Genomic DNA, 24744 nt, shown 5'->3' on the forward strand with positions numbered 1-24744 from the left:
TCTCTATATAGAGGTATCCGGCAGCTCGGCGAGCAGTCCCCGAACCCGATCTTCCTCCAGCCGGAACCCGCCACGGGCCGCGGCGGCCGCGGCGCCGCGCAACCGGTCCCTGGCCTGGTGCAGCCGCCCCAGCCCGGCGAACACGGCGCCCTGCCCGGCCAGCGCGTTGATCTCGCCCAGCAGGTACCCGGCCAGGGTGGCGATGCGCAGCGCCTCGGTGTGGTGCCGCTCGGCCTCCCGCGGCCGGTCCAGTGCCGCGCAGCAGGCAGCGCGGGTGTTGTAGGCATCGGCCTCGGCCCGGCGATCGTGCATGGTGGCGGCCAGTTCACAGGCCTGCTCGGCCAGCGGCAGCGCCTCCTCGGCCCGGTCGGCGGCGAGCAGCGCGGCGGCCAGGGCGTCCACCGGGTCGGCGTTGTCCTGGCCGAGGGCCTGGTAGATCTCCCGGGACCGGCGGGCCAGGTTGATCGCCAGCACCGGGTTGCCGCGCAGCCGTTCGGCCACCGCCAGATTGCCAAGGCAGAGCGCCTCCCCGAAGGCGATGCCCTGCTCCTGGCAGATCGCCAGCGCCTCGCGCGCCAGTGCGAGCCCGGCCGCCAGATCACCGCCGTACATCCGCACCGCGGCCAGGTTGAGCAGCACCTTGGCCCGGTTGCCGCCCTCGGGCCGGTGCCGGTGCAGCACCCGCTGGTAGCAGTCGGCGGCCGCGGCCAGCCTGCCCATCTCCATGTAGACGATGCCCAGGTGCAGCAGCGCGTCCGATTCGACCTCGGGTGCGGCATCGGTGTGCGCCAGGGTCTCGATGGCCTCGCGGTGGTACCGCAGCGCCTGCTCGAAATCACCCAGCCCCCACAGCGCGGTGCCCACGCTGTCCAGCATCGCGCCCACCATCGCCAGATCCCCGACCTCCCGCGCCGCGGCCAGCGCCACCCGGGCCGCCTCGATCCACTCGGTGCGGTGCAGCCGGAAGTAGAAGTAGCCGCCCAGCACCCGCACCAACGGCCAGGACCGCTGGTGCAGCCCCAGTCCCGGCGCCGCCCGCACCGCGGCGACCAGGTTCGGCAACTCCGCGTCCAGCCAGGCCACCGCCGCGGCCCGTTCGGCGAACGGTGGCGCGGGCGGTAGGTCCGGGGCCGCGGGCAACGGCACATCCGGCGTGATCAGCGCGACGGCCTGCCGGGTGGTGGCCAGGTAGTACTCGTACAACCGCCCCAGCGCCGCCGCCCGCTCCCCAGTCGACTCCTCCGCCTCGGCCCGCTCCGTGGCAAAAAGCCGGATCAGGTCATGAAAAGCGAACCGATCCGCCGCAGACCGCTCCAGCAAACTCATCCCGGCCAGCCCCGCCAGCTCCGCCGCCGGCTCCCCCGCCACCAGCGCGGCGGCCGCGGCCACGGTGAAATCCGCCCCCGGCACCAGCGCGAGCCGCCGGAACACGGTCCGCGCGGCCGGTTCCAGGGCCCGGTAGGAGGAGTCGAACGCGCTGTGCACCGCGGTCGCCCCGTCCCCGTCGATGGCCAGCTCCGCCAACCGGTTCCCGGCCCGCAACAACCCGACGTACCCGGCCACATCCGGCGCGGGCTGGGCCGCCAGGTTGGCCGCCGCCACCCGCAACGCCAACGGCAATCGCGCGCACACCGCCGCCAGCTCCCCCAGCGCCGCGTCATCGGTCCCGAGCACCCGCCGCAACAACTCCACCGACTCGTCCTCGGCCAGCGACCCCAGCGCGATCCGCCGCACCGGCTGCTCCCCCAGCCGCTCCGGCAACCCCCGCCGACTGGTGATCAACACCCCGCACCCCGGATCCCCCGGCAACAGCACCGCCAGCTGATCCACCTCGGCCACGTTGTCCAGCACCACCAGCACCCGCCGCCCGGCCAGCAACCGCCGGTACAACGCTGACTGCTCATCCACCGCCGAGGGCACGTCCTCCGGCGCCACCCCCAGCCCGCGCAGGAACCGGGTCAGCACCTGCCCAGCCGTCGCCGCCGGCTCCGCCGAATACCCCCGCAGGTTGGCAAAAAGCTGCCCATCCGAAAACCGCCCCCGCAACCGATGCCCCACCCGCACCGCCAGCGCCGTCTTCCCCACCCCCGGCGCCCCACTCACCGCCACCACCGCGCCAGACCCCAGCAGCGAACCCAACTCCGCCACCAGCTCGCCCCGCCCGACGAAGTCCCCCACCCCCGCGGGCAGCTCAGCGGGCACCCGCGCGGCCCGCGCCACCGGCTTCGCCTGCACCCGCAACCACGGGTCGGCCCGCAACACCGCTTCCTGCATCCGCCGCAACCCCGGCCCCGGCCCGGCCCCCAGCTCCCGCCGCAACACCAGCGCGGTCTGCTGATACCCGGCCAGCGCCTCGGCCTGCCGCCCGTCCCGGTAGCGGGCCAGCATCAGCAACTCCGCGAACCGCTCCCGCAACGGATGCTCGGCGGTCAGCGCGATCAACCGACTGATCACCTCGCCATGCCGCCCCAGCTCCAGCGTCACCTCGATCCACCGCTCCAGCAACGCCAGCCGGGCCTCGGTCAGCAACGCGACCTCACTGCGGTGCAACGCCGCCGACGGCACATCCGCCAGCACCGGCCCCCGCACCAGCCCCACGGCCTCCCCCAGCAACATCGCCTCCGCGGCCACATCCCCCGCCGCCTGCGACTGCTCGGCCCGCCGCACCAACCGCCGGAACCGGAACAAATCCAACTGCTCCGGCTCCACATCCAGCAGATAGCCCTGCCCGGTGATCCGCAACCGCCCAGGATCCCCCAGCATCTGCCGCACCCTGGTGACATAGGTGTGCAAGGACCCCCGCGGCCGCACCGGCGTGGGCCCGTCCCAGAGGTTCCCGATCAACTCCTCGGCACTGACCGGCTCATTGGCATGCAACAACAAACTCGCCAGCAACACCCGATGCTTGGCCGCCCCAATCGGCACCGCGGCCTGGCGCACCCGCACCTCCAACGGCCCGAGCACCCGAAACTCCGTCTCAGCCCGCATCGCCGTCCCTCGCCGTGAGCAGCAGCCCCCGGACATTCTCGGCGTCGGGCACACCCATGTCGACGAAGAGCCCCAGCGCCGTCTCCCACTCCCGCCGCGCCGAGCCCAGGTCACCGAGCCGGTGGTGAACATGTCCCGCCAGCAGCCGGGCGGCGGCTTGTCCCGGGCGGTGACCGGTGCCGTCCAAGGTGCCGATGGCCTGGCGCGCAAGCTCTCCGGCCGCATCGACCAGCCCAGCCCCCAGCCGGGCCTCCGCCAGCACGGTCAACGCCTGTCCTTCTTCCAGGACAAGACCCCGCCGGGACGCGAGTGCCCTGGCCCGCCCAACGTGGTCAGCGGCCTCGCCGTGGCGCCCCAGCCTGCCCAGCGCGGTGCTCATCCCCATCACCGCCTTGACCTCGCCGAAGACATAGCCGATCAGCGTGGCCTGACGGAACGCCTCGGTGTGCAGGTCAAGGGACTCCGGGACCTGACCCCGGCGAAGGCTGATCAGGCCCATGGTGTTGGTCGCGTCGATCTCGGCCCGGCGATCGCCCGAATCACCGGCGATGCGCAGGGCGTCGGCGGCCGCCGCGGCCGCCTCGTCGAGTCGTCCCAGCGCACAGTGGAACGTCGCCAGGTGATCGCTGGTGTCGGCTTCCTGCCGCCCCAGCTCCGCGTTGATGGTCCGGGACTGCCTGCACCACTCCGCGACGGCGGAGTAGTCGCCCGCGTCGAGGCAGGCGTTGGCCAGGTTCTGCGCGCACAGCCCCTCACCGAACCGGGCGCCGATGCGCCGGCACAGCTCGAAGGCCTCCAGCAGCAGGCTGACAGCTTGGTCCAGCCGGCCTTGCCTGCCCTTGACCAGGCCGAGGTTCACCAATGCCTGCGCGATGTGCTTGTCCGACCCGGCGACTCGCCAGTGGGTGAGCGCCTCGGTGATGTGCGCGCCGGCCTCGGCCAGGCTGCCCGACTCGTAGGCCAGCATCCCGAGGTGCAGGAACACCACGGGCCGGACCTCGTCGCCCGCCCCGCCCGCGATGAGTTCCCGGGCCCTGCTGTAAGCGCGCTGCGCGCGTTCGTAGTCGCCGACACTCCAGTGCGCGGTGCCGAGACCGTCCAACATGGACACGACCACCAGGGTGTTGCCAGTGCGCTCGGCCGCGCGGAGTGCCGCTTCCGCCGCGATGAGCCACTCGGCGCGATGGCCGTAGAAGTAGAGGTAGTTCCGCAGTGCCCGCGCGAGTGACCAGGAAACCCACGGACGATCGGACTCCCCGGCCGCCTGGATGATCGCGAGGATCAGGCCGCGCTCGGTGTCCAGCCAGGACACGGCCTCCTCAAGGTGCCCGAACTGCTCGATCCCGCGCGCCCCCGGCCGGTCCAGTTCCGCGGACAACGGCTCCGGCATGATCATCTCGGCCGCGTCGTGAGCGGCCCCGAGGACGTAGTCGTAGAGCCTGGGCAGCGCCTCGCCGTCCGGCTCGGCCTTTTCCCTGGCGTACAGGCGGATCAGGTCGTGGTAGCCGTAGCGGTCCGGGCCGGTCGCCTGGAGCAGGCTCACGCTGACCAGGTTGGCCAGGATCACCCTGGCCGCGTTGACCGGCCAGCCGAGCATCACCGCGGCCGCTGGCAGTCCCAGATCGGTGCCGGGAGCCAGGGCGAGGGTGCAGAAGGCGTACCGGCTGTCCGGGTCGAGTTCGGCGTAGGACAGGTCGAAGGCCCAGCGGACCGCCACCGTGCCATCGCCGTCGACCGCGAGCTTGGCCAGCCGATCGCCCTGGCGCAGCTGGTCCAGGTAGTCGCCGACCTGGTGGCCGAGCAGGTTCGCCGCGGCCACCCGCAGGGCCAGCGGCAGGTGGGCACAGGTTTCCGCCAGTGCCGCCACCGACTCCGGTTCGGCTCGCACCGCGTCCTGGCCCAGGATGCTGCTCAGCAGGTCCACCGATTCGGCGGGGTCGAGCATGCCCACCGGGATCGAGTGCGGGAACTCGGTCCGGCTCGTCACGAGCACCGCGCAGCCAGCGGACTCGGGCAGCAGGGGGGCGATCTGGGCCGGGTCGGCCGCGTTGTCCAGCAGCACCAGTACCCGGCGGTCGGCCAGCAGCCGCCGGTACATCGCGGTCTGCGCCTCGACCCGGATCGGCACCTGTTCCGGCCGCACGCCCAGCGCGCGCAGGAACCTGGCCAGGATCTGCTCCGGGGCCAGTGCGGGTTCGGGGGCGTAGCCACGCAGGTTCACGTGCAGCTGGCCGTCCGGGAAGTGCTCACGCAGACGGTGCCCGGTGTGCACGGCCAGCGCGGTCTTGCCAGCGCCCGGCGGGCCGGACAGGGCGACCAGGCCGGAGCCGGTGAGGGCGTCGCCGATCTGTTCGGTCAGGGCGGCTCGGCCGATGAAGTCGGGGATGTCGGCCGGGAGCTGGGCCGGCACCGGACCGGGCGGCGCGGGCTGGCGTTGCGCGCGCGTATAGAGAGAGGTGTCCGCGCGCAGGATCGCCTCGTGCAGGGCGCGCAGCGCGGCGCCGGGCCGCACCCCCAGTTCCGCCTTCAGCAGCGCGCTGATCCGGCCGAAGGCACGCAGCGCCTCGGCCTGCCTGCCGCCGCGGACCTGGGCGAGCAGCAGCTGTTCCCAGAAGCGTTCGCGGAGCGGGTGCTGGGTGGTCAGTTCGGTCAGCTCGCCGACCAGCTCACGGTGCCTGCCCAGGTCCAGGTCCAGTTCGATCCGGCGTTCCAGCAGCACCAGGCGCTGTTCGCTCAGCCGGGCCGCGTCGGTCTGGCGCAACGGTTCCGACGGGATGTCCACCAGGACCGGGCCCCGCCACAGATCCAGGGCCTCGGCCAGGCAGGCCCGCTCGGAGTCGGCGTCCTCGGCGGCGCGGGCCCGTTCAGCACCGGCGATCAGGCTCCGCAGCCGGAACAGGTCGAGCTGTTCCGGGGCCAGGTCGACCCGGTAGCCGTGTTCGGTGGTGTTGATCAGATCCGGTCCGGGCAGGGCCTGGCGCAGGCGGCGCACATAGGTATGGAGCGTGGCGCGCGGACTGGCCGGCGGCGCGGACTCCCACAGCGTGCCGATCAGCTCCTCGAACCGGACCTCATCGCCCGCCTGCAACAGCAACGCGGCCAGCAGCACCCGCTGCTTGGCGGCGCCGATCACCAGCAGCGCGCCGCCGACCCGGACCTCCAGCGGTCCGAGCACCCGAAACTCGATCTCCGGTCCCATCAGCCCCCCTGCCCCCAGCCGATGGTCGCACGGCCGGATGTCCCTGGCACGGCAATCAACCGGCCGGTCCCCGTTCACCGGCAGGTCGTTCGTCCGCTTTACTTTCCGCCCCAGACTCACTCGGGAGGTTCGTGTGCGGATCGGATTGCGGGCGGTGCTGGTGCTCCTGGCGGTGGCCGGGTTGCTCGGCGGGTCGGTGGCGCAGGCCGGGGCGGCGGGGCGGGTCAAGCCCCTCGCGCAGGCGCACGCGCACAACGACTACGAGCACGGGCGGCCGTTGCTGGACGCGCTGGACCACGGATTCACCAGTGTCGAGGCGGACATCTACCTGGTGGACGGGGCACTGCTGGTCGGGCACGACCCCGGGGACCTGCGGCCGGAGCGGACCCTGCAGGCGCTGTACCTGGAGCCGCTGCGGAAGCGGGCACTGGCCAATGGCGGACGCGTTTATCCGGGTCGGGGCGGTTTGTTCCAGCTGCTGGTGGACATCAAGACCAACGGGGTGGCGGCCTACGCGGAGCTGGACCGGGTGCTGCGGTCGCCGCGGTACTCCTGGTTGTTCAGCCGGTACCTGCACGGGTTCGTGCTGCGCGGGGCTGTGACCGCGGTCATCTCCGGGGACCGGCCGCGGGCCGCTATGGCTGGTCAGCGGGATCGACTGGCTTTCTATGACGGACGCCTCACCGATCCGAACGACCTCGGGCCTGGCGCGGATCCGAAGCTGGCGCCGCTGGTGTCCGACAACTGGACGAAGTTGTTCGCCTGGCGGGGTGTGGGCGAGATGCCGGCCGCCGAGCGGGCCAAGCTGCGGGAACTGGTCCAGCGGGTGCACGCGGGCGGGCAGCGGCTCCGGTTCTGGGCGACCCCGGACGCGGCGGGGCCGGCCCGCGCGGCGCTCTGGCGGGAGCTGGCGGCGGCCGGGGTGGATCACCTCAATACCGATGATCTTGCGGGGCTCTCCGCGTTCCTACGGGGTCACTCGGGTGCCGCTACGAGGTGAGCCACGCCTCACCGACGGTGATTGATCTCGGTAAGGACACGGCGCGGTAACGGCAGGCTGACCTGGCGCGACACCCGACATCGCAGAACTCCGCCAAACGTTACAGTGACTACGGTCACAGTCCAGAAGGTTTGGCGGACCCCTGCTGGGTTACGTACGGTCGCTTCTCGGTCGGCCCCGAACCGGCCAGCACGACGGGAACCTGTAGCGCCAAGCCCTGTCCAAGCGGGTTCCCGACCAAACCCCGAGCGAAACTTCAACTGGACAGGGGCGGGGGAACCACTTCCGGGCGAGCAGTCAGCGTCCTTGGGGTGAAGCCGGTGCGAACCGGCCGGGCCAGCTCCATCGGCTCGAACCCGACAGCTCACCTCGTAGGCGCGGTTGGCGAGAGGGACATGGCTTCTTACCGAGGCAAGCACCGCAAGCAGTCCAACATCACCCGCACCGTGGCCCGCGTTGTCGTGGCCGGTGCCGTCATTGCCGCCCCGATGGCAGTGGCCGGTACCGCAAGCGCCGCGAGTGGCGTGAACTGGGACGCTCTGGCCAAGTGCGAGAGCGGCGGCCGGTGGAATGTCAACACCGGTAATGGCTTCTACGGCGGCCTCCAGTTCGACCGTGGCACCTGGCTCTCCAACGGTGGCGGCGCGTACGCCCCGTACGCCCACCAGGCCACTCGCGAGCAGCAGATCGCTGTCGCTGAGCGCCTGTACGCGGCTCGCAAGCTCCAGCCGTGGCCGTCCTGCGGCCGGAAGGTTGGCCACGGTGGTGGCGGCGGCAACGCCAAGCCCGCCCCGAAGCCCGCCGCGGCCAAGCCGGTCGTGAAGAAGCAGGCCGCTCCCAAGCCTGTCGTGGCCAAGCCGGTCATCAAGCCGGCCGCGCCGGTCCAGTCCGCTCCGGTCGCCACCGAGCGCAACGGTGCTGACTACACCGTCGTCGCGGGTGACACGCTGTCCACCATCGCGCAGAAGCTGCAGGTGAACGGTGGCTGGAAGGCGCTGTTCGAGCGCAACAAGGACATCGTCAAGAACGCTGACCTGATCTTCCCGGGCCAGCAGCTCGACGTGAAGTGAGTCTGGCGACTCGCTAGGCACGCTCCGCGAAACCCCCGGTCGTTCACGTGGCGACCGGGGGTTTCGTGTGTGTTCAGGGGCAGTTGACCCATTCCTCGGCGCCGTCGGTGAAGAGCTGGCGCTTCCAGATGGGCAGGCGGCGCTTGACCTCGTCGACCAGGTCGGCGCAGGCGGCGAAGGCCTCCCCGCGGTGCTCCCCGGCCACGGCGCAGGCCAGTGCGGCGTCGCCGATCTTGAGCTGGCCGATCCGGTGGCTGACCGCGATGGCTCTGATGCCCTGGTGCCGGAGCGCGATCTCCGCGGCGACCTCGGCGATGACCTCGGCCGCGCTGGGGTGGCCGGTGTACTCCAGCTCGGTCACGCCGCGGCCCTCGTCGTGGTCGCGGACCACGCCGGCGAAGGTGACCACCGCGCCCGCGGCCGGGTGGGCCACCAGGCGGGCGTGTTCCTCCACGTCAACGGGGTCCTCGGTGACCTCGGCACGCAGCACGGCGGCCGCCGGACCCGTCCGCGGGAGCCCGCCGGGGGTGTGGTCGCCGCCGCGAAGCTGGCTCACCGCGTGGTCCAGCACGCCCTCGAGCACCCCCAGACCGTCCCGCACACCGCCCGTGGAGCCCGGAAGGTTCACCACGAGGGTCCGACCGGCCACCCCGGCCAGCCCGCGCGAGAGAGCCGCTGTGGGGACCGCGGGCTGCCCGGCGGCCCGGATCGCGTCCGCCAGGCCGGGCACCTCGTAGTCGAGCACCGCCCTGGTGGCCTCCGGGGTGCGGTCGGTGGGGCTGATGCCGGTGCCGCCGGTGGTGATCACCACGTCGACCCGTTCGGTGACCGCCTTGCGCAGGGCCTGGCCGACCGGATCGCCGTCGGGCACCACCTCGGCCTCGGGCACCCAGAAGCCGCGCTCGCGCAGCCAGGTCACGATCACCGGGCCGGTGCGGTCGGCGTAGACCCCGCTGCTGGCCCGGTTGGATGCGGTGATCACCCTGGCGCTGCGCGGGTTCACGGCTGCGGTCTCGTCCATAGTCCCGTCTTCCCACCCTCCTTGCGGTCAACCCGCACGGCGTCGAGCACCGCGGCCGGGTCCACCGCCTTGACCATGTCGTGCAGGGTGAGCCCGGCGACGGCCACCGCGGTGAGCGCCTCCATCTCCACCCCGGTGCGATCGGTGGTGCGCACCGTCGCGGTGATCATCACCTCGGATTCGCCCAGCGTCAGGTCGAGCTTGACGCCGGAGAGCGCGATCGGGTGGCACAGCGGCACCAGGTCGGGGGTGCGCTTGGCGCCCATGATCCCGGCGATCCGCGCGGTCGCCAGCGCGTCGCCCTTGGGCAGCCCGTCCCGGCGCAGCAGCTCGACCACCTCGGTGGTGGTGCGCAGCACGCCGGAGGCCACCGCGGCCCTGCTGGTGATCTCCTTGCCGGAGACGTCCACCATCCGGGCCGCCCCGGCCGCGTCGACGTGGGTCAGCTCACCGCGTTCGCTCACAAGCGAATGCTAGGCCGTTGACCGGTTCAGCCCGCCACGGCCGATCCGGCGGCCTTGCGCACGGCCTCGGCCACCGCGGGCGCGACGGTGGTGTCGAACACGCTGGGCACGATGAAGGAGGCGTTGACCCGCTCCGGCGCGACCACGTCGGCGATCGCACCGGCCGCGGCCACCAGCATCTCGTCGGTGATGGTCTTGGCGTTGGCGTCGAGCAGGCCGCGGAAGACGCCGGGGAAGGCCAGCACGTTGTTGATCTGGTTCGGGTAGTCGCTGCGGCCGGTGGCGACCACGGCGGCGTGCTGCTGGGCTTCGAGGGGGTCGATCTCGGGGTCCGGGTTGGCCAGCGCGAACACGATGGCGTCCTTGGCCATGGTGGCCACCTGCTCGGCGCCGAACAGGTTGGGCGCGCTGACCCCGATGAACACGTCCGCGCCGACCAGCGCGTCGTGCAGGCTGCCGGTGACCTTGGCCGCGTTGGTGTTGTCGGCCACCCACTGGAGATTGGGGTCCATGCCCTCGCGGCCGGGGTGCACGATGCCGTCCACGTCCACCGCGATGATGTCGCCCGGCTTCTGCTTGAGCAGCAACCGGATGATGGCCGACCCGGCCGCGCCGACCCCGCAGACCGCGATCTTGGTGTCGGAGATCTCCTTGCCCACCACGCGCAGCGCGTTGCGCAGCGCGGCGAGCACCACGATCGCGGTGCCGTGCTGGTCGTCGTGGAAGACCGGGATGTTCAGCTTCTCGCGCAGCCGGGCCTCGATCTCGAAGCAGCGCGGCGCGGCGATGTCCTCCAGGTTGATGCCGCCGTAGACCGGGGCGATCAGTTCCACCGCGCGGATGATCTCCTCGGTGTCCTGGGTGTCCAGGCAGACCGGCCAGGCGTCCACCCCGGCGAACTTCTTGAACAGCACCGCCTTGCCCTCCATCACCGGCAGCGCGGCCTCCGGGCCGAGGTTGCCAAGGCCCAGCACCGCGGAGCCGTCGGTGACCACGGCGACGGTGTTGCGCTTGATGGTCAGGCGGCGGGCGTCCTCCGGATTGGCCGCGATGGCCTGGCAGACCCGGGCCACGCCGGGGGTGTAGGCGCGGGAGAGGTCGTCCCGGTTGCGCAGCGGGATCTTGGAGGCGATCTCCAGCTTGCCGCCGAGGTGGATCAGGAAGGTCCGGTCGGAGATCTTGCGGACCTTCACCCCCGGCAGCAGCGCCAGCGCGTCGGTGATGTCGTTGACGTGGTTGGCGCCGATGGCGTTGCAGGTGATGTCGACGATGACCCGGTCGTTGTGCGACTCGACCACGTCGAAGGCGGTGATCACGCCACCCACCCGGCCGACCGCGCTGGCCATGTCGCCAGCCGCGCTCGCCGACGGCGGCGCCTCAAGGCGGACGGTGATCGAGTACCCAGGACCAGGAACCGGCATTGGTGGCCTCCAAGACAACGCTTTCAACCGATGAGCGTAGTCCCGGGTTACTTAAAGTACGCACGCGGCTCGGAAAGGCTGAATTTGTTCCGAGCCGCGTGAACTACCCCACTCTTACTTGTTGATCACCGTGGTCGGGTGGCTGTAGGGCACCGACTCGAACGGGAAGCTCACCTCGCCGAACGGCGACTGCGCGCCCTGGAGGTGGCTGACGAGCTCGCTGACCGCGTGCTCCTTCTCGGAGGGACCCTCGGGCCAGGTGGGCTCGATCCGATCCGCGTGGCGCTCGGCCTTGGACACGTCAATCCTCCTCTGTCGTCGTACGCGCCATAGTGTGCCCGACGATCCGGCGCGGGCAGATACCGTGGAGGGGATGTCCGGTCCTTCACTAGCCGCGTGGCTGCGCGCGCAGGACGAGACGAGGCTCGCGGCCCTGCTGCGCGCCCGCCCCGACCTGGCCACGCCCTCCCCCGGCGACACCAGTGTGCTGGCCACCCGCGCCGGTATCCGCGCCTCGATCGCCAGGGCCTGCGAGGACCTGGACTCCTTCACGCTGACCGTGCTGGAGGCGTTGCTGCTGGCCGGGGCCGACCTCGGGCCGCGGCCGCTGACCGAGGTGTCCGCGCTGCTCGGCAAGGGGGTGCCGGTCCGGGCCGCCAAGGCCGCGGTGGAGTTGTTGCGCTGCCGCGCGCTGGCCTGGGGGCCGGACACCGGGCTGTGTGTGCCGCCCGCGGCCACCGAGGCGGTGACGTTGTTCCCGGCGGGGCTGGGGCGGCCGGACCCGCGGTTGGACGAGGTGGACCTGCCCGCGCTGCTGGACCGGCTGGACGAGGGCGAGCGCAAGCTGCTGGAGACCCTGGCCAGTGGTCAGCCGACCGGGCGGACCAAGGACGCCGGCGTGGTGGTGCCGCTGGAGCGGGCCCGCAACCCGGTGCAGAAGCTGCTCGCCCGCGGTCTGCTGTTGCGCCGGGACGCCGAGACCGTGGAGCTGCCAAGGCAGGTCGGGCTGGCGCTGCGCGGGGACCGGGCCTTCCGCGCCGTCGAGGTGACCGAGCCACGGCTGGACACCGGCGCGTACCCGCTGTCCACGGTGGACGCGACCGCGGCCGGGGCGGCCATGGAGCTGGGCCGCCAGGTCGAGGCGCTGATCGGGTTCTGGAGCGAGGAGCCGCCGCCGGTGCTGCGCTCCGGCGGGCTGGGCGTGCGCGAGCTGCGCAGGCTGGCCAAGGAGATCGAGGTCGAGGAGCGCCGGGCCGGGCTGCTGGCCGAACTGGTGGTCGGCGCCGGACTGGTCGGCGACAGCGAGGGCAACGAGCCGGAGTGGGTGCCCACCACGCTGGCCGACACCTGGCTGGTCAGCGCTCCCGAGCAGCGGTGGGCCACGCTGGCCCAGGCCTGGCTGGACCTGCCGAGGCTGCCCGGCCTCTACGGCCGCCGGGACGAGAAGGACCGGCCGCTGGGCGTGCTCAGCGAGGAGCTGCGCCGCCCGGTCGCGCCGCGGGAACGGCGGCGAGTGCTGGATCTGCTGGCCGACCTGCCGCCGGGTGCCACCGTCAAGGACGTCCGGCAGCTGGCCGCGGTGCTGGCCTGGCGGGCGCCCCGGCGCGGCGGCAGGCTGCGCGACGACCTGGTCGAGTGGACCGTCACCGAGGGCACCGCGCTGGGTGTGATCGCGCTGGACGCGCTGGCCGGACCGGGCCGCACGCTGCTGACCGAGGGCCCCATCGCGGCCGCCAAGGCGATGGCCGAGGCGCTGCCCGCGCCGGTGGACCACGTGCTGGTGCAGGCCGACCTGACCGTGGTCGCGCCCGGCCCACTGGAGGCCGATCTGGCCGCGGACATCGCGCTGGTCGCCGACGTGGAGTCGGCGGGCGGGGCCACGGTGTACCGGGTCACCGAGGCCACCGCGCGGCGCGCGCTGGACGCCGGGCGCACCGCGGCTGAGCTGCACGAGTTGTTCCGCAGCCGCTCGCGCACCCCGGTGCCGCAGTCGCTGACCTACCTGATCGACGACGTGGCCCGGCGGCACGGGCGGCTGCGCGGCGGCGCGGCCGGGTCCTTCCTGCGCTGCGACGACCCGGTGCTGGTGGCCGAGGTGCTGGCCAGCGCGGCGGCCGAGCGGCTGGACCTGCGCCGGATCGCGCCGACGGTGCTGATCAGTCCGATGAGCCTGGCCGAGGTGCTGGACGGGTTGCGCGCCGCCGGGTTCGCCCCGGCCGCGGAGGGCCCGGACGGGCAGGTGCTCGATCTGCGCAGGGCCGGCCGCCGGATCACCGCCCGGACCAGGCACAACCGCCGTCCGATGCTGCCCGGCGGGCCGAGTGCGGACCAGCTGCTGGCGGTCATCGCGCAGATGAAAGCGGGGGACGCCGCGGCGGCCACACCGCGGGGTGCCACAATCTCCCCGACGGACAGCGCGACCACCCTGGCCCTGCTGCGCGCGGCCGCCGAGGCGGGTCGCAGCGTCTGGCTCGGTTTTGTGGACAACCACGGGGTGGCCAGCCAGCGGGTGGTGAACCCGGTGAGCGTGGCCGGCGGCATGCTCGAGGGCTTCGATCAGGCCCATGGCGCGCTGCGCCGTTTCCCGGTGCACCGGATCACCTCGGTGGCCGTGGTCGAGGACGGCTGATCTCGCTGCGCGTCTCACCCACCCCTCCGGCGGTCGCCGATCATGGTGGCCGATCCAAGATCGAATACGGAACGACGTTGAACTGAATCGTTCCCCCCTGCGAATACGTGCCCAGCGCAGGCACAACGGTCCTCTGTGGACGATCCACTCGACGGGGCGCGCGGACCACCCGTTGTAGTGGCCTTTTCCGGCCTAGCGTTCTCGCAGCGGAGGTTGCCACCTGCACCGGCCACCTCCGACCCGGCGGTCTTTCGGACCGTTTCACGAACGACTGCGGAGGAGGAATGGCATGACCATTTCCCGACTGGCCCTGCGCTCGGCTGCGGGCTTCACGGCGGTATCGCTCGGCCTGCTCGCCTGTGCCGGACTCGCCAGCGCGGAAGAGCCCAATGTCAACGTCCGGCCCAGCGCCGGGATCTCGATCACCGGGTTGAGCCTGGGCGTGGGCGTGGGCAGCATCAACCTGGGCGTGAACGGTGATGTGAACGTCAGTCTCAACGGCGGGGTCGGCCTGAGCGTCAGCGACGGCATCGGCCTCAACGCCACGGTGGACGCCGACGCGGGCGTCGGCCTCGGCATCAACGCGCTGGACGGAGCGGTGGACGCCGATGTGGACCTCAGCGCCGACATCGGGGCGGACGCGAATGTCAGCCTGGGCGACGGGATCCGCGCGGCGGCCAAGGCCAAGATCGCCGACCGGCAGTCGAAGGCCAAGGCGAAACCGCGCGATGCCGCTCCGCAGGTGGCGGTCAAGCCGACCGGGAGCGTGAGCCTCACCGGTCTGAGTCTGGGCGCGGGTGTCGGCAGCATCAACGCGGTGGTGGTCGGCAACGCCAACGTGGACCTGAGCTGCGCCGCCGGCGCCGGGGTCAACGGCGGGGTCACGGTCAACGCCAGCTGCGACGGCGGCGTCGGCGCGGGCCTCGGCCTCACGGTCGGCGGCAACGGGGAGGGCCGCAAGTCCAAGGCGGAGGGCATCCGCGCCGCGGCCAAGGCGAAGATCGCCGAACGAGCCGCACGCTAGACACGCGGTAGCCCGAAGTGCCCCGGCTGCTCCAGCCGGGGCCTTCGTGCTGTCCGGGCCTGATCAGCCCGCGCGGAGTATCACCGGCGGGCCATCACCCAGGGCGACCTTCCGCCGTCAGCCGAGAACGACACCGAGGAAGATGGGGTAGAATCCAAGTAAGTCAATGGTAGACATCGACGCTGGGAGGAACGCGATGAGCCTGAATATCAAGAACCCCGAGGCGGAACGGCTGGCCACCGAGATCGGCGCGTTCACCGGCGAAAACAAGACAGCCGCGATCATCGTGGCATTGCGCGAGCGACTGGAACGCCTGCTGGACCAGCACCAGCAGGCGGAGGACGCCACCATGGCCGATGATCTGCTCACCCTCGCCGCGAGGATCAGTGCCAGACTCGCGGGGCCCCCGCTGTCCACCGACGCGCTCTACGATTCCGAGACCGGGCTCCCCGCATGATCATTGACACCAGCGCGATCGTCGCCATCCTCAACAGCGAGCCGGATGCCCCCTCGTTCGCGAAGGCCATCCAGAGCGCCGCCGAACGCCGTATGTCAGCCGCGACCTACGTCGAGCTGGGTGCTGTGGTTGAACGCACCCGTGACCCAGTTGCCTCCCGCCTGCTTGACGACCTGCTGGCCAGGATGAGCATCGAGATCATGGCGGTCACCGCCAACCAGGCGCTGATCGCCCGCCGGGCCTACTGGGACTACGGCAAGGGCAGCGGACACCCGGCCGGACTGAACTTCGGCGACTGCTTCTCCTACGCGCTGGCGCGAGAGCATCGGGAACCACTGCTGTTCAAGGGAAACGACTTCGTGCACACCGATGTGATGGCGGCATTGTGACCAATCGCCAGGCACGCGGTAGCCCGAAGTGCCCCGGCTGCTCCAGCCGGGGCCTTCGTGCTGTCCGGGCCTGATCAGCCCGCGCGAACCGCCATCCACTGCCGCATGGCGTGCTCCACCAGGTGGATCAGCGCCTGCTTGGTGGACTCCCGGCTACGGGCGTCACAGGTGATGATCGGCACGCCCTCCTCGATGGTGAGGGCCTCGCGCACGTCCTCGACGCGGTGGTGCAGCGTCCCGTCGAAGCAGTTGATCGCCACGACGTAGGGCAGCTGCCGGTCGTCGAAGAAGTCGATCGAGGCGAAGGCGTCGGCCAGCCTGCGGGTGTCGACCAGCACCACCGCGCCGATGGCGCCGCGGACCAGGTCGTCCCACATGAACCAGAACCGGTGCTGACCGGGGGTGCCGAACAGGTAGAGGATGAGGTCGCTGTCCAGTGAGACACGACCGAAGTCCATCGCCACCGTGGTGGTGACCTTGTTGGGCGTGGCGCTGAGGTCGTCGACCCCGACACTGGCCTCGGTCATCACCGCTTCGGTGGTCAGCGGCACGATCTCGGACACCGCGCCGACGAATGTCGTCTTCCCGACACCGAACCCGCCGGCCACCACGATCTTGGCCGAGGTGGTGGCCCGCCGAGTGTCCGGCGTGTTGCGGGGATTAGAGCCTGCGGAGGCCACTGAGCACCCTTTCCAGGAACGCAAGCGACGGCCGGTCCCCCATTACCAAGCCGCCCTGGTGAATCGTGACAAGCCCGAGCCCCGCCATGTCGCCGATGAGCACCCGCACGACGCCAAGGGGCAGGCGGAGGTGCGCGGCCACCTCGGCGACCGATCGGGCGTCCAGGCAGAGCCCGCAGATGGAGCGGTGTTCGGGCAGCACCGCGGCGTCCCGGCCGTGGTCACTGGTGGACACCAGCGCCTCGATGGCCAGGTCGTAGTCGGGGCGGGTACGCCCGCCGGTCCGGGTGTAGGGGCGCACCAGCGAACCGGTCTCGGTGAAGGGGTCCGGCTCGGCCGAGGCGGCCCCCGGCGCGGCCTGCTGGGGGATGGGGGAGTCCTCGACCATCCCGCCGCCGAACAGATCCGCGCCAGGGCCGCCGAAGAGGCCCGAACCCATCCCGTCCAGCCCGCCGCGCGGCGACAGCGTGTCCGGGTGCTCGCCCCGAAGCTCGCCGTCGTCGTCCGGCTCGTTGTATCCGAAGCCGCCCAGCGCCCACTCCTTGTAGTCGAACCGGTCGCCAGTGAAGCCTGAACCTGTGGTCATCGCTGTGTCACCCCCATCGCTTCATTATCTGCGCACCACGCCGTGGAGCTGGGCGCGCAGTTCGGGGGTGAGTTGCTGGCCGACCCGCTCCACGAGCAAGGTCATCTCGTACGCCACCAGGCCGATGTCGCAGTTCGGCGCGGCGAGCACGGAGAGGCAGGACCCGTCGCTGATCGACATCAGGAACAGGTAACCCCGCTCCATCTCGACCACCGTCTGGGCCACCTCACCGGCCTCGAAGCACCTCGCGGCCCCCGCGGTCAGGCTGATCAGGCCGGAGGAGACCGCGGAGAGCTGTTCCGCCCGGTCCCTGGGCAGGCCCTCCGATCCGGCGAGCATCAGACCGTCGGCGGAGACCACGACCGCGTGGGCGACACCGGGCACCCGGCGCACGAAGTCAGTGATCAACCAACCGAAGCTGCCTGGCTGTTGGACTGACTCGGTCACGCGGACTCCTCCTCAAGGGCCGTCACGGCTGGCTCGTTCACGGCTGCTCCTCGTTCCTCGCCTGCCCGTTGGAGCGGGTCTCGTCATCGTTCGGTGCCGACTCGTTGGTCAGGACGTCGATCCTGCTGTGTCGTCCCCGGCGGATTCCCTGCTGGAAACTTGACATCCTCCCACGAACATTGTCCGCGGAGCGACCGGACGCCGGCGCCTTCGACGGCAACTGCTGACGAGGCGCCGCCGAACCCGGTACCAGGTGGGCCTTGGGCACCCGCTTGGGCAGGCCGGCCGTGGTCTGCGCGGACAGCGAGTTGGCGCTGCTCAGCACCGCCTGCGCGGCCTGCCAGCCGTCATCGCCTGGCGAGTGCCAGTCGGTGGCGGGCCGGTGCGCGGTCACCGTCTCATCCTGGAGGCGAGCGGCCGGACGTTCAACCGCCGGGCGTCGCTGCGGGGCCGCTGCCGGCTCCGGCTCGGCCTTCGCCACCGGCACCGCGGGCTGCGGCGCCGAGCGCTCCACCGGACGTTCCGGCTCCACCGGCCGCTGCGGCTCGGGCGCCTTGACCTGCTCGGTCTTGGGCTCGGGCGCGGGCAGCCGGACCTGCTCGGTCTTCGGCTCGGGCAGGCGGGCCTGCTCGGTCCTGGGCTCCGGCCTGGATTCCGGGGCTGGCGTGCCGGACTGCTTCTTCACCGGCGGGACCGGGCCGAGGCCCAGGTCGCCGCGGTCGGAGCCGAGGTAGGGGGCTGCCCCGCCGACCGGCTCGCTGTCCACCGCCTGGAACCACTGCGAGAGCACCGCTTCGTAGATCGGCAGCCGTTCGGTGGGCGCGTCCAGGTCGTACTCGACGCCCTTGGGCCGCTCCCCCGTCCCGTTCAGCGCGCCGTAGGCAGGCGGCGTGATCGAGGCCCTGGGCACGATCGGGTTGCTGTACCCGGCCTGGGTCCGCTCGGCGAGCGGGTCGGGCTCGGGCTCCGGCGCCGGTTCGGGCTGCGGCGCGGGCGGGACCACCGGCTGGAAGATGTCCCTCGGTGCGGACAGCTCCGGCGGGGCCGCCGGATCCTGCTCGCCCCGGCTGGTGAACACCTGCACGGACAGGTCCGTGTGCTCGGCGGGCTCGGCCGCCACCGGTGCGCTGATCTCGGCGGGCAGCTCCGGCTCGGCCACCGGTGGGATCGGCGGCAACGAGGGCTGGCTCTGCTCCACCGGGTCGTTGGCCGCGGTGAACAGCGAACGGTGCTCGCCGGTGTTGATCACCGACGCGGCGGTCTGCTGGTAGGGCGAGACCACCGGCGGCAGCGAGCCGGTGTGCGACTGGGTGAACAGCGATCCGGCCGAGGTGCGGCTCGCGGCAGGCGAGCTGAGCGGCTGGATCAGTTCGGCGGGGACCACCACGAGCGCGGTGGTGCCGCCCTCGATGTCCTCGTTGTTGCGCAGGCGGACCCGGATGTCGTGCCGCTGGGCCAGCCTGCCGACCACGAACAGGCCCATCCGGCGGGAGACCGCGACGTCGACCTCGGGCGGCTCGGCGAGCCGCAGGTTGTAGTCGTTGATCTCCTGCTCGGGCATGCCAACACCGCGGTCGCTGATCTCGATCGCCAGCTCGCCCTTGCGGGTGCGCGCGGTACGCACGGTGACCTTGGTGTTCGGGTCGGAGAACGCGGTGGCGTTGTCCAGCAGCTCGGCCACCAGGTGCACCACGTCGTTGACCGCGCGGCCCATCACCGCCAGGTCGGGGACCGCGGTGACCTGCACCCTGGCGTACTGCTCGACCTCGGACACGGCCGCGCCGACCACCTCGGCCACCGGCACCGGGCGGGTGAGCCGCCTGGTGAGGTCGGTGCCCGCGAGGACCAGCAGGTTCTCGCTGTTGCGGCGCATTCGAGTGGCCAGGTGGTCCAGCTCGAACAGGCTGGAGAGCTGGTCCGGGTCCTGCTCGTCCTGCTCCAGCCGGTCGATCAGGCTGAGCTGGCGTTCCACCAGGGCCTGGGAGCGGCGGGAGAGGTTGACGAACATCGCGTTCACGTTGTCCCGCAGCAGGGCCTGTTCGGCCGCCAGCCGGACCGCCTCGCCGTGCACCGCGTCGAAGGACCGGGCGACCTGCCCGACCTCCTCGCGGGTGTGGATGGGCACCGGTTCGATGGCGGTCTTGGCCGCCTCGGCCGGATCCGGCGCGGCCAGGATCCGCTCGACCGCCTCGGGCAGCCTGCGGTCGGCCACCTCCAGCGCCGTGCGGCGCAGGATGCGCAGCGGGCGCAGCAGCGAGTAGGCCACCAGCATCGCCAGGAACACCGCCAGCGCGAGCGCGGCAAGCACCAGGATGGAGCGGGTGGTCGCCGAGGCGCGCACCTCCGCCGCCGCGGCCGCGGTGTCCGCCTTGAACTGCTCGATGAGCGAGTTCTGCACCCGCTGGTTCAGGTTGATGGTCAGCGTCGCTGCCATGTCCCAGTTGTCGGTCTGCAGGTTGGCGAAGGCCGAGGCGGGCGGAGTCTGCGCCGAGGCCGCGACCTGGAGCACCGCCTCCTGCAGGTTGTTGGCCACGTCGACGATCAGACCGGTGACGGTGTCGTCGTACTGCCTGCGCTGCTCGGGCGTGGCCGACTTGCGGAAGTCGTTGCGCGCGGCCTCCAGTTCGGCGTCCGCGGCCAGGATCTGCCTGGTCTGGTTCTGCTCGAACTTCTTCTGCTGGAGGATGTCCAGCAGGATCGCGCGCTTGCGGGAGACCTGCTCCTTGGCCCGGCCGAGGGCGACCGCGGCCAGCTGCAGCCGGATCAGCTCCGGCTGGTCGGCCTGGGTGCCCGCGATCTCACCCAGGTCCAGCAGGGCCTGGATGGACTCGGTGTAGTTGCGCAGGATCTCGGTCTCGGGGTACGCGGTGAGCCCGGCCACCTGACGGAGCCGGTTGAGCCGCTCAAGCTGCTGTACGACGGTGATGTAGGAGCGCCGGGTGGTCTCATCCAGTGAGGGCCCGACCTCGTTGAGCTGGTTGCGCAGCACCTCGGTGGCGTCGATGACGCGCTTGCGCTGACGGTCCAGCACCGGGGACTGATCGTTCCGCTCGTCGGTGGACGAGGCCACGAACCGGACCGTGAGGTCCCGCTCGCGCTGCATCTGGTGCACCAGCGTGGACACACTGCCCTGCAACTGGGCCTGTGTCGCCAACCTGGCCAGCCGGCCGGCCTGGTCGATCTCGTTGATCACCTGGACGCCACCCAGCACGAGGGCGACCACCGTCGGGATGAGCAGGACAGCGAGCAGCTTGCTCCGCAGTCGCCAGTTGCGCAGGCGCCAGCGGGCCGTGCCCGCCTCCTGGACCGACCTGGACTGCAACGGTTTGCCCGTGCTCACCGGTGTGGAGTCCGGTGTCGCGGTTCCCCGCTCCTGCGTGGCCCCGTTACTCTTCGAAGCCGCCTCATCACCCTTTTCGGGGGTCTCCGAGCGCGGGGCTTCCCCCGCGCCACGCTGGCTGGGACCTTTCTCTCGACGGGCCACCCTGGGCTTCCTCTTCCAGCAGCAGTGTCCCGGTCCCTCCCCGGACCGAGGTTGGACTCGCGAATCGGGCCGAATTGCAGCACAGCTCTTACTCGGGACGCCAGGGGGGTTGGCGCCGAGCACACGCGTGGCAGAGCTGAACCACCAGCGGCTAGGCCGGAGAGCCTAGTGGGAATCCCCCACAGCGCGAAAGGGCAAGATTGCGGAACGTGTCCAAAGCTCTATCTGAAGTCCTGCTTGTGGGTGGCGCTTACCTCGATAGCATCGTCTTCCGGCACACTGCGACACTGCGCACAGACAGAGCGTGCGCCGCGGTGTAGGTCAGCCGTGGTGGTATGCGGCACGAAGGCAGGACGGCGAGAGGCTCTCCCGATGGCGAACAAGACGCTGCGACGTGGCATGGCAGTGGCGCTGAGCACGGCGATGGTGGCGGTCACGGCGAGCTGCTCGCTGTTCGGGGGCGACGGCGCCGGGACCAAGCCGGTGCTGGAGAAGACCAACCTGCGGGTGGGCATCCTGCCGCTGGTGGACGTGGCGCCGCTGTACATGGCCAAGGAGGACGGCAAGTTCGCCGCCGCCGGCCTCAACATCGACGCGATCCCGCAGGACAACGAGAAGCAGGCGATGGAATCCCTGCGCAACGGGACCATCGACATCGCCTTCGCCAGCCACGTGACCTTCTTCAAGGCCGCCTCCGAGGGCACTGACCTGCAGTTGCAGGGCGAGGCGTACCAGGCGGGCACCAACACCATGGCGCTGGTCACGCTGAAGAACTCCAACTTCGTCGCGCTCAACCGCGGCGTGAGCAAGCCGAACATCGGGGTGGACGCGCTGGACAGCATCGGCGCGCTGACCACCAAGAGCGTGATGAACGCGGCGGGCGCGCCGAACTTCAACCTCAAGCCGATGGACTTCAGCAAGATGGAGTCCGAGCTTGTCGCGAACAAGATCGACGCCGCCTGGATGGTCGAGCCGCACATCACCCGGATCCAGAAGACCATCGGCGCGGTCGTGCTCAGCGACACCGCCCGCGGCGGCACCCTGGACTTCCCGATGTCGGGCTACGCCGCGATCCGCAAGTCCGCCGAGGAGAGCCCCAAGACCTTCGCCGCCTTCCGCAAGGTGCTCGCCGACGCCCAGCTGCTCGGCACCAACCACCTGAAGGTGCAGGAGGTGCTGGTCAAGTACGCCGAGCTGGACAACCTGACCGCGGCCCTGGTGGCGGTGGGCACCTACCCGGTGTCGATCAACCCGGTCCGGCTGCAGCGGGTCGCGGACATGATGGAGAGCACCCGGATGCTCAACACCCGGCTCGACGTGCTCCAGCTGCTGCCGCCCTCCAGCCCGGTCAACTGAGCGAGCTGGTCAGCTGACCGGCGCGGCCGAGCGGGCGCGTGCCGCCCGCAGGCCGCGCAGCACCAGCGGGACCAGCAGGCTCAGCACCGCCAGCCCGAGCACGATCTTGGCGAACGGACTGGCCACCAGCACCCCCGGATCGCCCTGGCTGACCTGCAGCGCCTTGCGCAGGTTCTCCTCCGCGATCGGGCCGAGCACCAGGCCCAGGATGGCGGGCAGCACCGGCCAGCCGTAACGGCGCATGGCCAGTCCGGCCACGCCCAGGGCCAGCAGCACCAGCAGACCCGAGTACTGCTGACTGCCCGCGTACGCCCCGAGCGAGGCGCAGACCAGGATGCCCGCATAAAGATATGGACGCGGAATCCGCAGAATTTTCACCCAGATGCCAACAAGCGGCAGATTTAAGACAAGCAACATCACATTGCCCAGATACAGCGAGGCGATCAACGTCCAGACCAGCAGCGGCTGGGTCTGGAACAGCAGCGGACCGGGTTCGATGCTGTAACTGCCGAAGGCGGCCAGCATCACCGCCGCGGTGGCCGAGGTGGGCAGACCCAGGGTGAGCAGCGGCACCAGCATGCCCGCGGCGCCCGCGTTGTTCGCCGCCTCCGGCCCGGCCACGCCCTCGATCGCACCCTTGCCGAACTCCTCCGGGTGCTTGGTCAGCTTCTTCTCCACCGCGTAGGAGAGGAAGGTGGAGATCACCGGGCCGCCCGCGGGCACCGCGCCGAGCGGGAAGCCCAGGGCCGCCCCGCGCAGCCAGGGCTTCCAGGAGCGCTTGAGGTCCTCCTTGGGCAGCCACCAGACCCGGTTGACCGGAATCACCTCCGGGGTGCCGTGGCGCAGCCTGGAGGCGGTGTAGAGGGCCTCCCCGACGGCGAACAGGCCAACCGCGGCGATCACCAGGTCGACCCCGTTGGCCAGCTCGCCCACGCCCATGGTGAAGCGTTCCTGGCTGGACATCGGGTCCAGGCCCACCAGCCCGAGGGCCAGGCCAAGGGCCAGCGCGGCGAAGCCGCGGACCGCGCTGCCGCCGAGCATGGTGGCCACCGTGCAGAAGGCGAGCATGGTCAGCGCGAAGTAGTCCGCGGAGGTCAGGTGCACCGCCCAGTCGGCGACCTGCGGGGCGAGCAGGGCCAGCAGCACGGTGCCGATGGTGCCCGCCACGAAGGAGCCGATGGCGGCGGTGGCCAGCGCCTGCGCCCCGCGCCCCGCCCTGGCCATCTTGTTGCCCTCCAGCGCGGTGATCACCGACGCTGATTCGCCAGGGGTGTTGAGCAGGATGGACGTGGTGGACCCGCCGTACATCCCGCCGTAGAGCACCCCGGCGAACAGGATCAGCGCGGCCGCGGGCGGCACCGAGTAGGTGATCGGCAGCAGCAGGGCGACGGTCATCGCGGGTCCGATGCCCGGCAACACCCCGACCAGGGTGCCCAGCAGCACCCCGAGCAGGGCGAAGAGCAGGTTCTCCGGGGTGACCGCGGCGGCGAACCCCTGTATGACGTAGTCGAACGTGCTCAATGCCCTGCCTCTGCCTCAAGGAGTGCTGGTCAGACCAGCCCGATTTCGGTGAGCACCTTCTTCGCGGCGGCGCTCTCCGCCTCGATGTAGGTGTCGAACTCGGGACCGGCCAGGAAAGCGTCTTCCCAGTCCTTGTCCCGCAACATCTGCTGCCAGCCCGAGCTGTCCTTGAGCCGGGTCAGCATGGCGACCAGATCCTGCCGGGAGCCGTCGGCGAGGTCCGGGGTGCCCACGATCCCGCGCCAGTTGACGTAGGCGATCGGCACCCCCTGCTCCTTCAACGTTTTCACGTCGGGCAGCAGCTTGGACCGCCGTTCACCGGAGACCGCGAGCGCGCGCAGGTTCCCGGCCTTCACCTGTTCGGCGTACTCGGAGACGCCGGGGATGCCCGCCTTCGCCTCGCCGGAGAGCAGCTTGGCCACCGACTCGCCGCCGCCGCCCTGGTTCGGCAGGAAGTTGACCATCTTGGGGTCGATGCCGACCTCATCCGCGACCAGCCCGGCCAGGATGTGGTCCACATCGGCCACCACGCCGCCGGTGACCACGGTGCCCTTGCTGTCCTGCTTCCAGCCGGTCAGGAACTCCTGCAGGTTGGTGTACGGCGACTTGGCGGGCACCACCAGCGCCATGCTCTCGCTGGTGAGCCGGGCCAGCGGGGTGGTGTGCTTGAGCGTCTTGGCCGACTTCGAGTTGATCACGCTGGCGACCATGACCTTGCCCATCACCATGAGCACCTTGTCGTTGCGCTCGCCGGTGAGCTGGTTCAGCCCGGTGATGCCGTTGGCCCCGGCCACGTTGAACACCTCGGTGCCGGTGGCCAGGTTGTCCCGTTGCAGCACGTTGCGCACGGCCTCGGCGGTCTGGTGCCAGCCGCCACCCGCCTTGGCGGGCACCATCAGGCGCAGCTGCTCCACCGGCGCCCCTGGCCCGGCGGCGCCCGCGCCACCACAGCCCGCGATGAGTCCAGCGGCGAGCAGTGCCGCGCTCGCGGCCATCGTTCCTCGTTGA

Annotated in this window: 19 protein-coding genes and 1 riboswitch; of the genes, 7 read left to right on the forward strand and 12 right to left on the reverse strand. The window is 71.2% G+C overall.

The annotated features are described in order from the left end of the window. Nucleotides 1-3: 3 nt before the first annotated feature. Both ACTOWY_RS12365 and ACTOWY_RS12370 read right to left on the reverse strand, forming a co-directional pair. Nucleotides 4-2988, reverse strand: coding sequence for a BTAD domain-containing putative transcriptional regulator (locus ACTOWY_RS12365; RefSeq protein ID WP_441309735.1), 2985 nt, complete (start codon nt 2986-2988; stop codon nt 4-6). Continuing rightward, the gene (locus tag ACTOWY_RS12370; RefSeq protein WP_441309736.1) at nt 2978-6187 is read right to left on the reverse strand and encodes a BTAD domain-containing putative transcriptional regulator; all 3210 of its coding nucleotides are present in this window, start codon (nt 6185-6187) and stop codon (nt 2978-2980) included. Before ACTOWY_RS12370 ends, ACTOWY_RS12365 begins: the two co-directional genes overlap by 11 nt. Nucleotides 6188-6320: 133 nt before the next feature. Here ACTOWY_RS12370 and ACTOWY_RS12375 point away from each other — a divergent pair, with 133 nt between their 5' ends. Both ACTOWY_RS12375 and ACTOWY_RS12380 read left to right on the forward strand, forming a co-directional pair. Beyond that, nucleotides 6321-7187 carry a phosphatidylinositol-specific phospholipase C/glycerophosphodiester phosphodiesterase family protein gene (locus tag ACTOWY_RS12375; protein ID WP_441309737.1) on the forward strand — a complete coding sequence of 289 codons (867 nt, stop codon included), beginning with the start codon at nt 6321-6323 and terminating at the stop codon, nt 7185-7187. Between the two features lie 237 nt (nt 7188-7424). After that, nucleotides 7425-7581, forward strand: a riboswitch (cyclic di-AMP (ydaO/yuaA leader). A gap of 1 nt (nt 7582) precedes the next feature. Beyond that, on the forward strand, nt 7583-8257 hold the full coding sequence (locus ACTOWY_RS12380; protein ID WP_441309738.1) for a transglycosylase family protein: 675 nt from the start codon (nt 7583-7585) through the stop codon (nt 8255-8257). Between the two features lie 73 nt (nt 8258-8330). Here ACTOWY_RS12380 and ACTOWY_RS12385 read toward each other — a convergent pair whose 3' ends face one another. The 4 genes from ACTOWY_RS12385 to ACTOWY_RS12400 all read right to left on the reverse strand — a co-directional run bounded on the left by ACTOWY_RS12385 (nt 8331) and on the right by ACTOWY_RS12400 (nt 11463). Next, nucleotides 8331-9278 carry a molybdenum cofactor biosynthesis protein MoaE gene (locus tag ACTOWY_RS12385; RefSeq protein ID WP_441309739.1) on the reverse strand — a complete coding sequence of 316 codons (948 nt, stop codon included), beginning with the start codon at nt 9276-9278 and terminating at the stop codon, nt 8331-8333. Further along, nucleotides 9257-9742 (reverse strand): cyclic pyranopterin monophosphate synthase MoaC, encoded by a 486-nt coding sequence (moaC, locus tag ACTOWY_RS12390; protein WP_441309740.1) that lies wholly within the window; start codon nt 9740-9742, stop codon nt 9257-9259. Before moaC ends, ACTOWY_RS12385 begins: the two co-directional genes overlap by 22 nt. A gap of 26 nt (nt 9743-9768) precedes the next feature. After that, nucleotides 9769-11163 (reverse strand): NAD-dependent malic enzyme, encoded by a 1395-nt coding sequence (locus ACTOWY_RS12395; RefSeq protein WP_441309741.1) that lies wholly within the window; start codon nt 11161-11163, stop codon nt 9769-9771. Between the two features lie 114 nt (nt 11164-11277). Then, on the reverse strand, nt 11278-11463 hold the full coding sequence (locus tag ACTOWY_RS12400; protein ID WP_247761532.1) for a hypothetical protein: 186 nt from the start codon (nt 11461-11463) through the stop codon (nt 11278-11280). Between the two features lie 73 nt (nt 11464-11536). On the opposite strand from ACTOWY_RS12400, the gene ACTOWY_RS12405 reads away from it, so the two are divergent. The 4 genes from ACTOWY_RS12405 to ACTOWY_RS12420 all read left to right on the forward strand — a co-directional run bounded on the left by ACTOWY_RS12405 (nt 11537) and on the right by ACTOWY_RS12420 (nt 15662). Continuing rightward, nucleotides 11537-13792, forward strand: coding sequence for a helicase-associated domain-containing protein (locus ACTOWY_RS12405; RefSeq protein ID WP_441309742.1), 2256 nt, complete (start codon nt 11537-11539; stop codon nt 13790-13792). A gap of 289 nt (nt 13793-14081) precedes the next feature. Next, on the forward strand, nt 14082-14816 hold the full coding sequence (locus tag ACTOWY_RS12410) for a hypothetical protein (protein WP_441309743.1): 735 nt from the start codon (nt 14082-14084) through the stop codon (nt 14814-14816). A 196-nt stretch (nt 14817-15012) separates the two neighbouring features. Beyond that, nucleotides 15013-15273, forward strand: a complete 261-nt coding sequence (locus tag ACTOWY_RS12415) for a type II toxin-antitoxin system VapB family antitoxin (RefSeq protein ID WP_441309744.1) — start codon at nt 15013-15015, stop codon at nt 15271-15273. Next, the gene (locus ACTOWY_RS12420; RefSeq protein WP_441309745.1) at nt 15270-15662 is read left to right on the forward strand and encodes a type II toxin-antitoxin system VapC family toxin; all 393 of its coding nucleotides are present in this window, start codon (nt 15270-15272) and stop codon (nt 15660-15662) included. Before ACTOWY_RS12415 ends, ACTOWY_RS12420 begins: the two co-directional genes overlap by 4 nt. A gap of 74 nt (nt 15663-15736) precedes the next feature. Here the strand turns inward: ACTOWY_RS12420 and ACTOWY_RS12425 are convergent, their stop codons facing one another. The 4 genes from ACTOWY_RS12425 to ACTOWY_RS12440 are packed head-to-tail and all read right to left on the reverse strand — an operon-like array spanning nt 15737 to nt 20715. Beyond that, entirely contained in the window at nt 15737-16342 is a 606-nt protein-coding gene (locus ACTOWY_RS12425) for a GTP-binding protein (protein ID WP_247797667.1), read from the reverse strand. Beyond that, nucleotides 16323-16928 (reverse strand): DUF742 domain-containing protein, encoded by a 606-nt coding sequence (locus ACTOWY_RS12430; RefSeq protein WP_246492477.1) that lies wholly within the window; start codon nt 16926-16928, stop codon nt 16323-16325. The genes ACTOWY_RS12425 and ACTOWY_RS12430 overlap by 20 nt, the downstream gene beginning before the upstream one ends. Nucleotides 16929-16952: 24 nt before the next feature. After that, nucleotides 16953-17375 (reverse strand): roadblock/LC7 domain-containing protein, encoded by a 423-nt coding sequence (locus ACTOWY_RS12435; protein WP_185001434.1) that lies wholly within the window; start codon nt 17373-17375, stop codon nt 16953-16955. Nucleotides 17376-17412: 37 nt separating this feature from the next. Next, entirely contained in the window at nt 17413-20715 is a 3303-nt protein-coding gene (locus ACTOWY_RS12440; protein ID WP_441309746.1) for a nitrate- and nitrite sensing domain-containing protein, read from the reverse strand. A 516-nt stretch (nt 20716-21231) separates the two neighbouring features. Here ACTOWY_RS12440 and ACTOWY_RS12445 point away from each other — a divergent pair. Further along, complete coding sequence (locus ACTOWY_RS12445; RefSeq protein WP_441309747.1) at nt 21232-22215, forward strand: ABC transporter substrate-binding protein; 984 nt, start codon at nt 21232-21234, stop codon at nt 22213-22215. Nucleotides 22216-22224: 9 nt separating this feature from the next. Here ACTOWY_RS12445 and ACTOWY_RS12450 read toward each other — a convergent pair whose 3' ends face one another. Both ACTOWY_RS12450 and ACTOWY_RS12455 read right to left on the reverse strand, forming a co-directional pair. Beyond that, nucleotides 22225-23736: a tripartite tricarboxylate transporter permease gene (locus ACTOWY_RS12450; protein ID WP_441309748.1), complete on the reverse strand. Its 1512-nt coding sequence runs from the start codon at nt 23734-23736 to the stop codon at nt 22225-22227. A gap of 29 nt (nt 23737-23765) precedes the next feature. Next, a complete protein-coding gene (locus tag ACTOWY_RS12455; RefSeq protein WP_441309749.1) occupies nt 23766-24731 on the reverse strand; it encodes a Bug family tripartite tricarboxylate transporter substrate binding protein in 966 nt (321 codons plus the stop codon). Nucleotides 24732-24744: the final 13 nt, after the last annotated feature.

The sequence above is a fragment of the Crossiella sp. CA198 genome, assembly GCF_052078295.1.
Taxonomy (GTDB): domain Bacteria; phylum Actinomycetota; class Actinomycetes; order Mycobacteriales; family Pseudonocardiaceae; genus Crossiella.

Coding starts and splice junctions, on each gene's coding strand:
- ACTOWY_RS12365 (WP_441309735.1), bottom strand. CDS start 2,988: ATGCGGGCTGAGACGGAGTTTCGGGTGCTCGGGCCGTTGGAGGTGCGG.
- ACTOWY_RS12370 (WP_441309736.1), bottom strand. CDS start 6,187: ATGGGACCGGAGATCGAGTTTCGGGTGCTCGGACCGCTGGAGGTCCGG.
- ACTOWY_RS12380 (WP_441309738.1), top strand. CDS start 7,583: ATGGCTTCTTACCGAGGCAAGCACCGCAAGCAGTCCAACATCACCCGC.
- ACTOWY_RS12385 (WP_441309739.1), bottom strand. CDS start 9,278: ATGGACGAGACCGCAGCCGTGAACCCGCGCAGCGCCAGGGTGATCACC.
- ACTOWY_RS12395 (WP_441309741.1), bottom strand. CDS start 11,163: ATGCCGGTTCCTGGTCCTGGGTACTCGATCACCGTCCGCCTTGAGGCG.
- ACTOWY_RS12405 (WP_441309742.1), top strand. CDS start 11,537: ATGTCCGGTCCTTCACTAGCCGCGTGGCTGCGCGCGCAGGACGAGACG.
- ACTOWY_RS12410 (WP_441309743.1), top strand. CDS start 14,082: ATGACCATTTCCCGACTGGCCCTGCGCTCGGCTGCGGGCTTCACGGCG.
- ACTOWY_RS12415 (WP_441309744.1), top strand. CDS start 15,013: ATGAGCCTGAATATCAAGAACCCCGAGGCGGAACGGCTGGCCACCGAG.
- ACTOWY_RS12420 (WP_441309745.1), top strand. CDS start 15,270: ATGATCATTGACACCAGCGCGATCGTCGCCATCCTCAACAGCGAGCCG.
- ACTOWY_RS12430 (WP_246492477.1), bottom strand. CDS start 16,928: ATGACCACAGGTTCAGGCTTCACTGGCGACCGGTTCGACTACAAGGAG.
- ACTOWY_RS12445 (WP_441309747.1), top strand. CDS start 21,232: ATGGCGAACAAGACGCTGCGACGTGGCATGGCAGTGGCGCTGAGCACG.
- ACTOWY_RS12455 (WP_441309749.1), bottom strand. CDS start 24,731: ATGGCCGCGAGCGCGGCACTGCTCGCCGCTGGACTCATCGCGGGCTGT.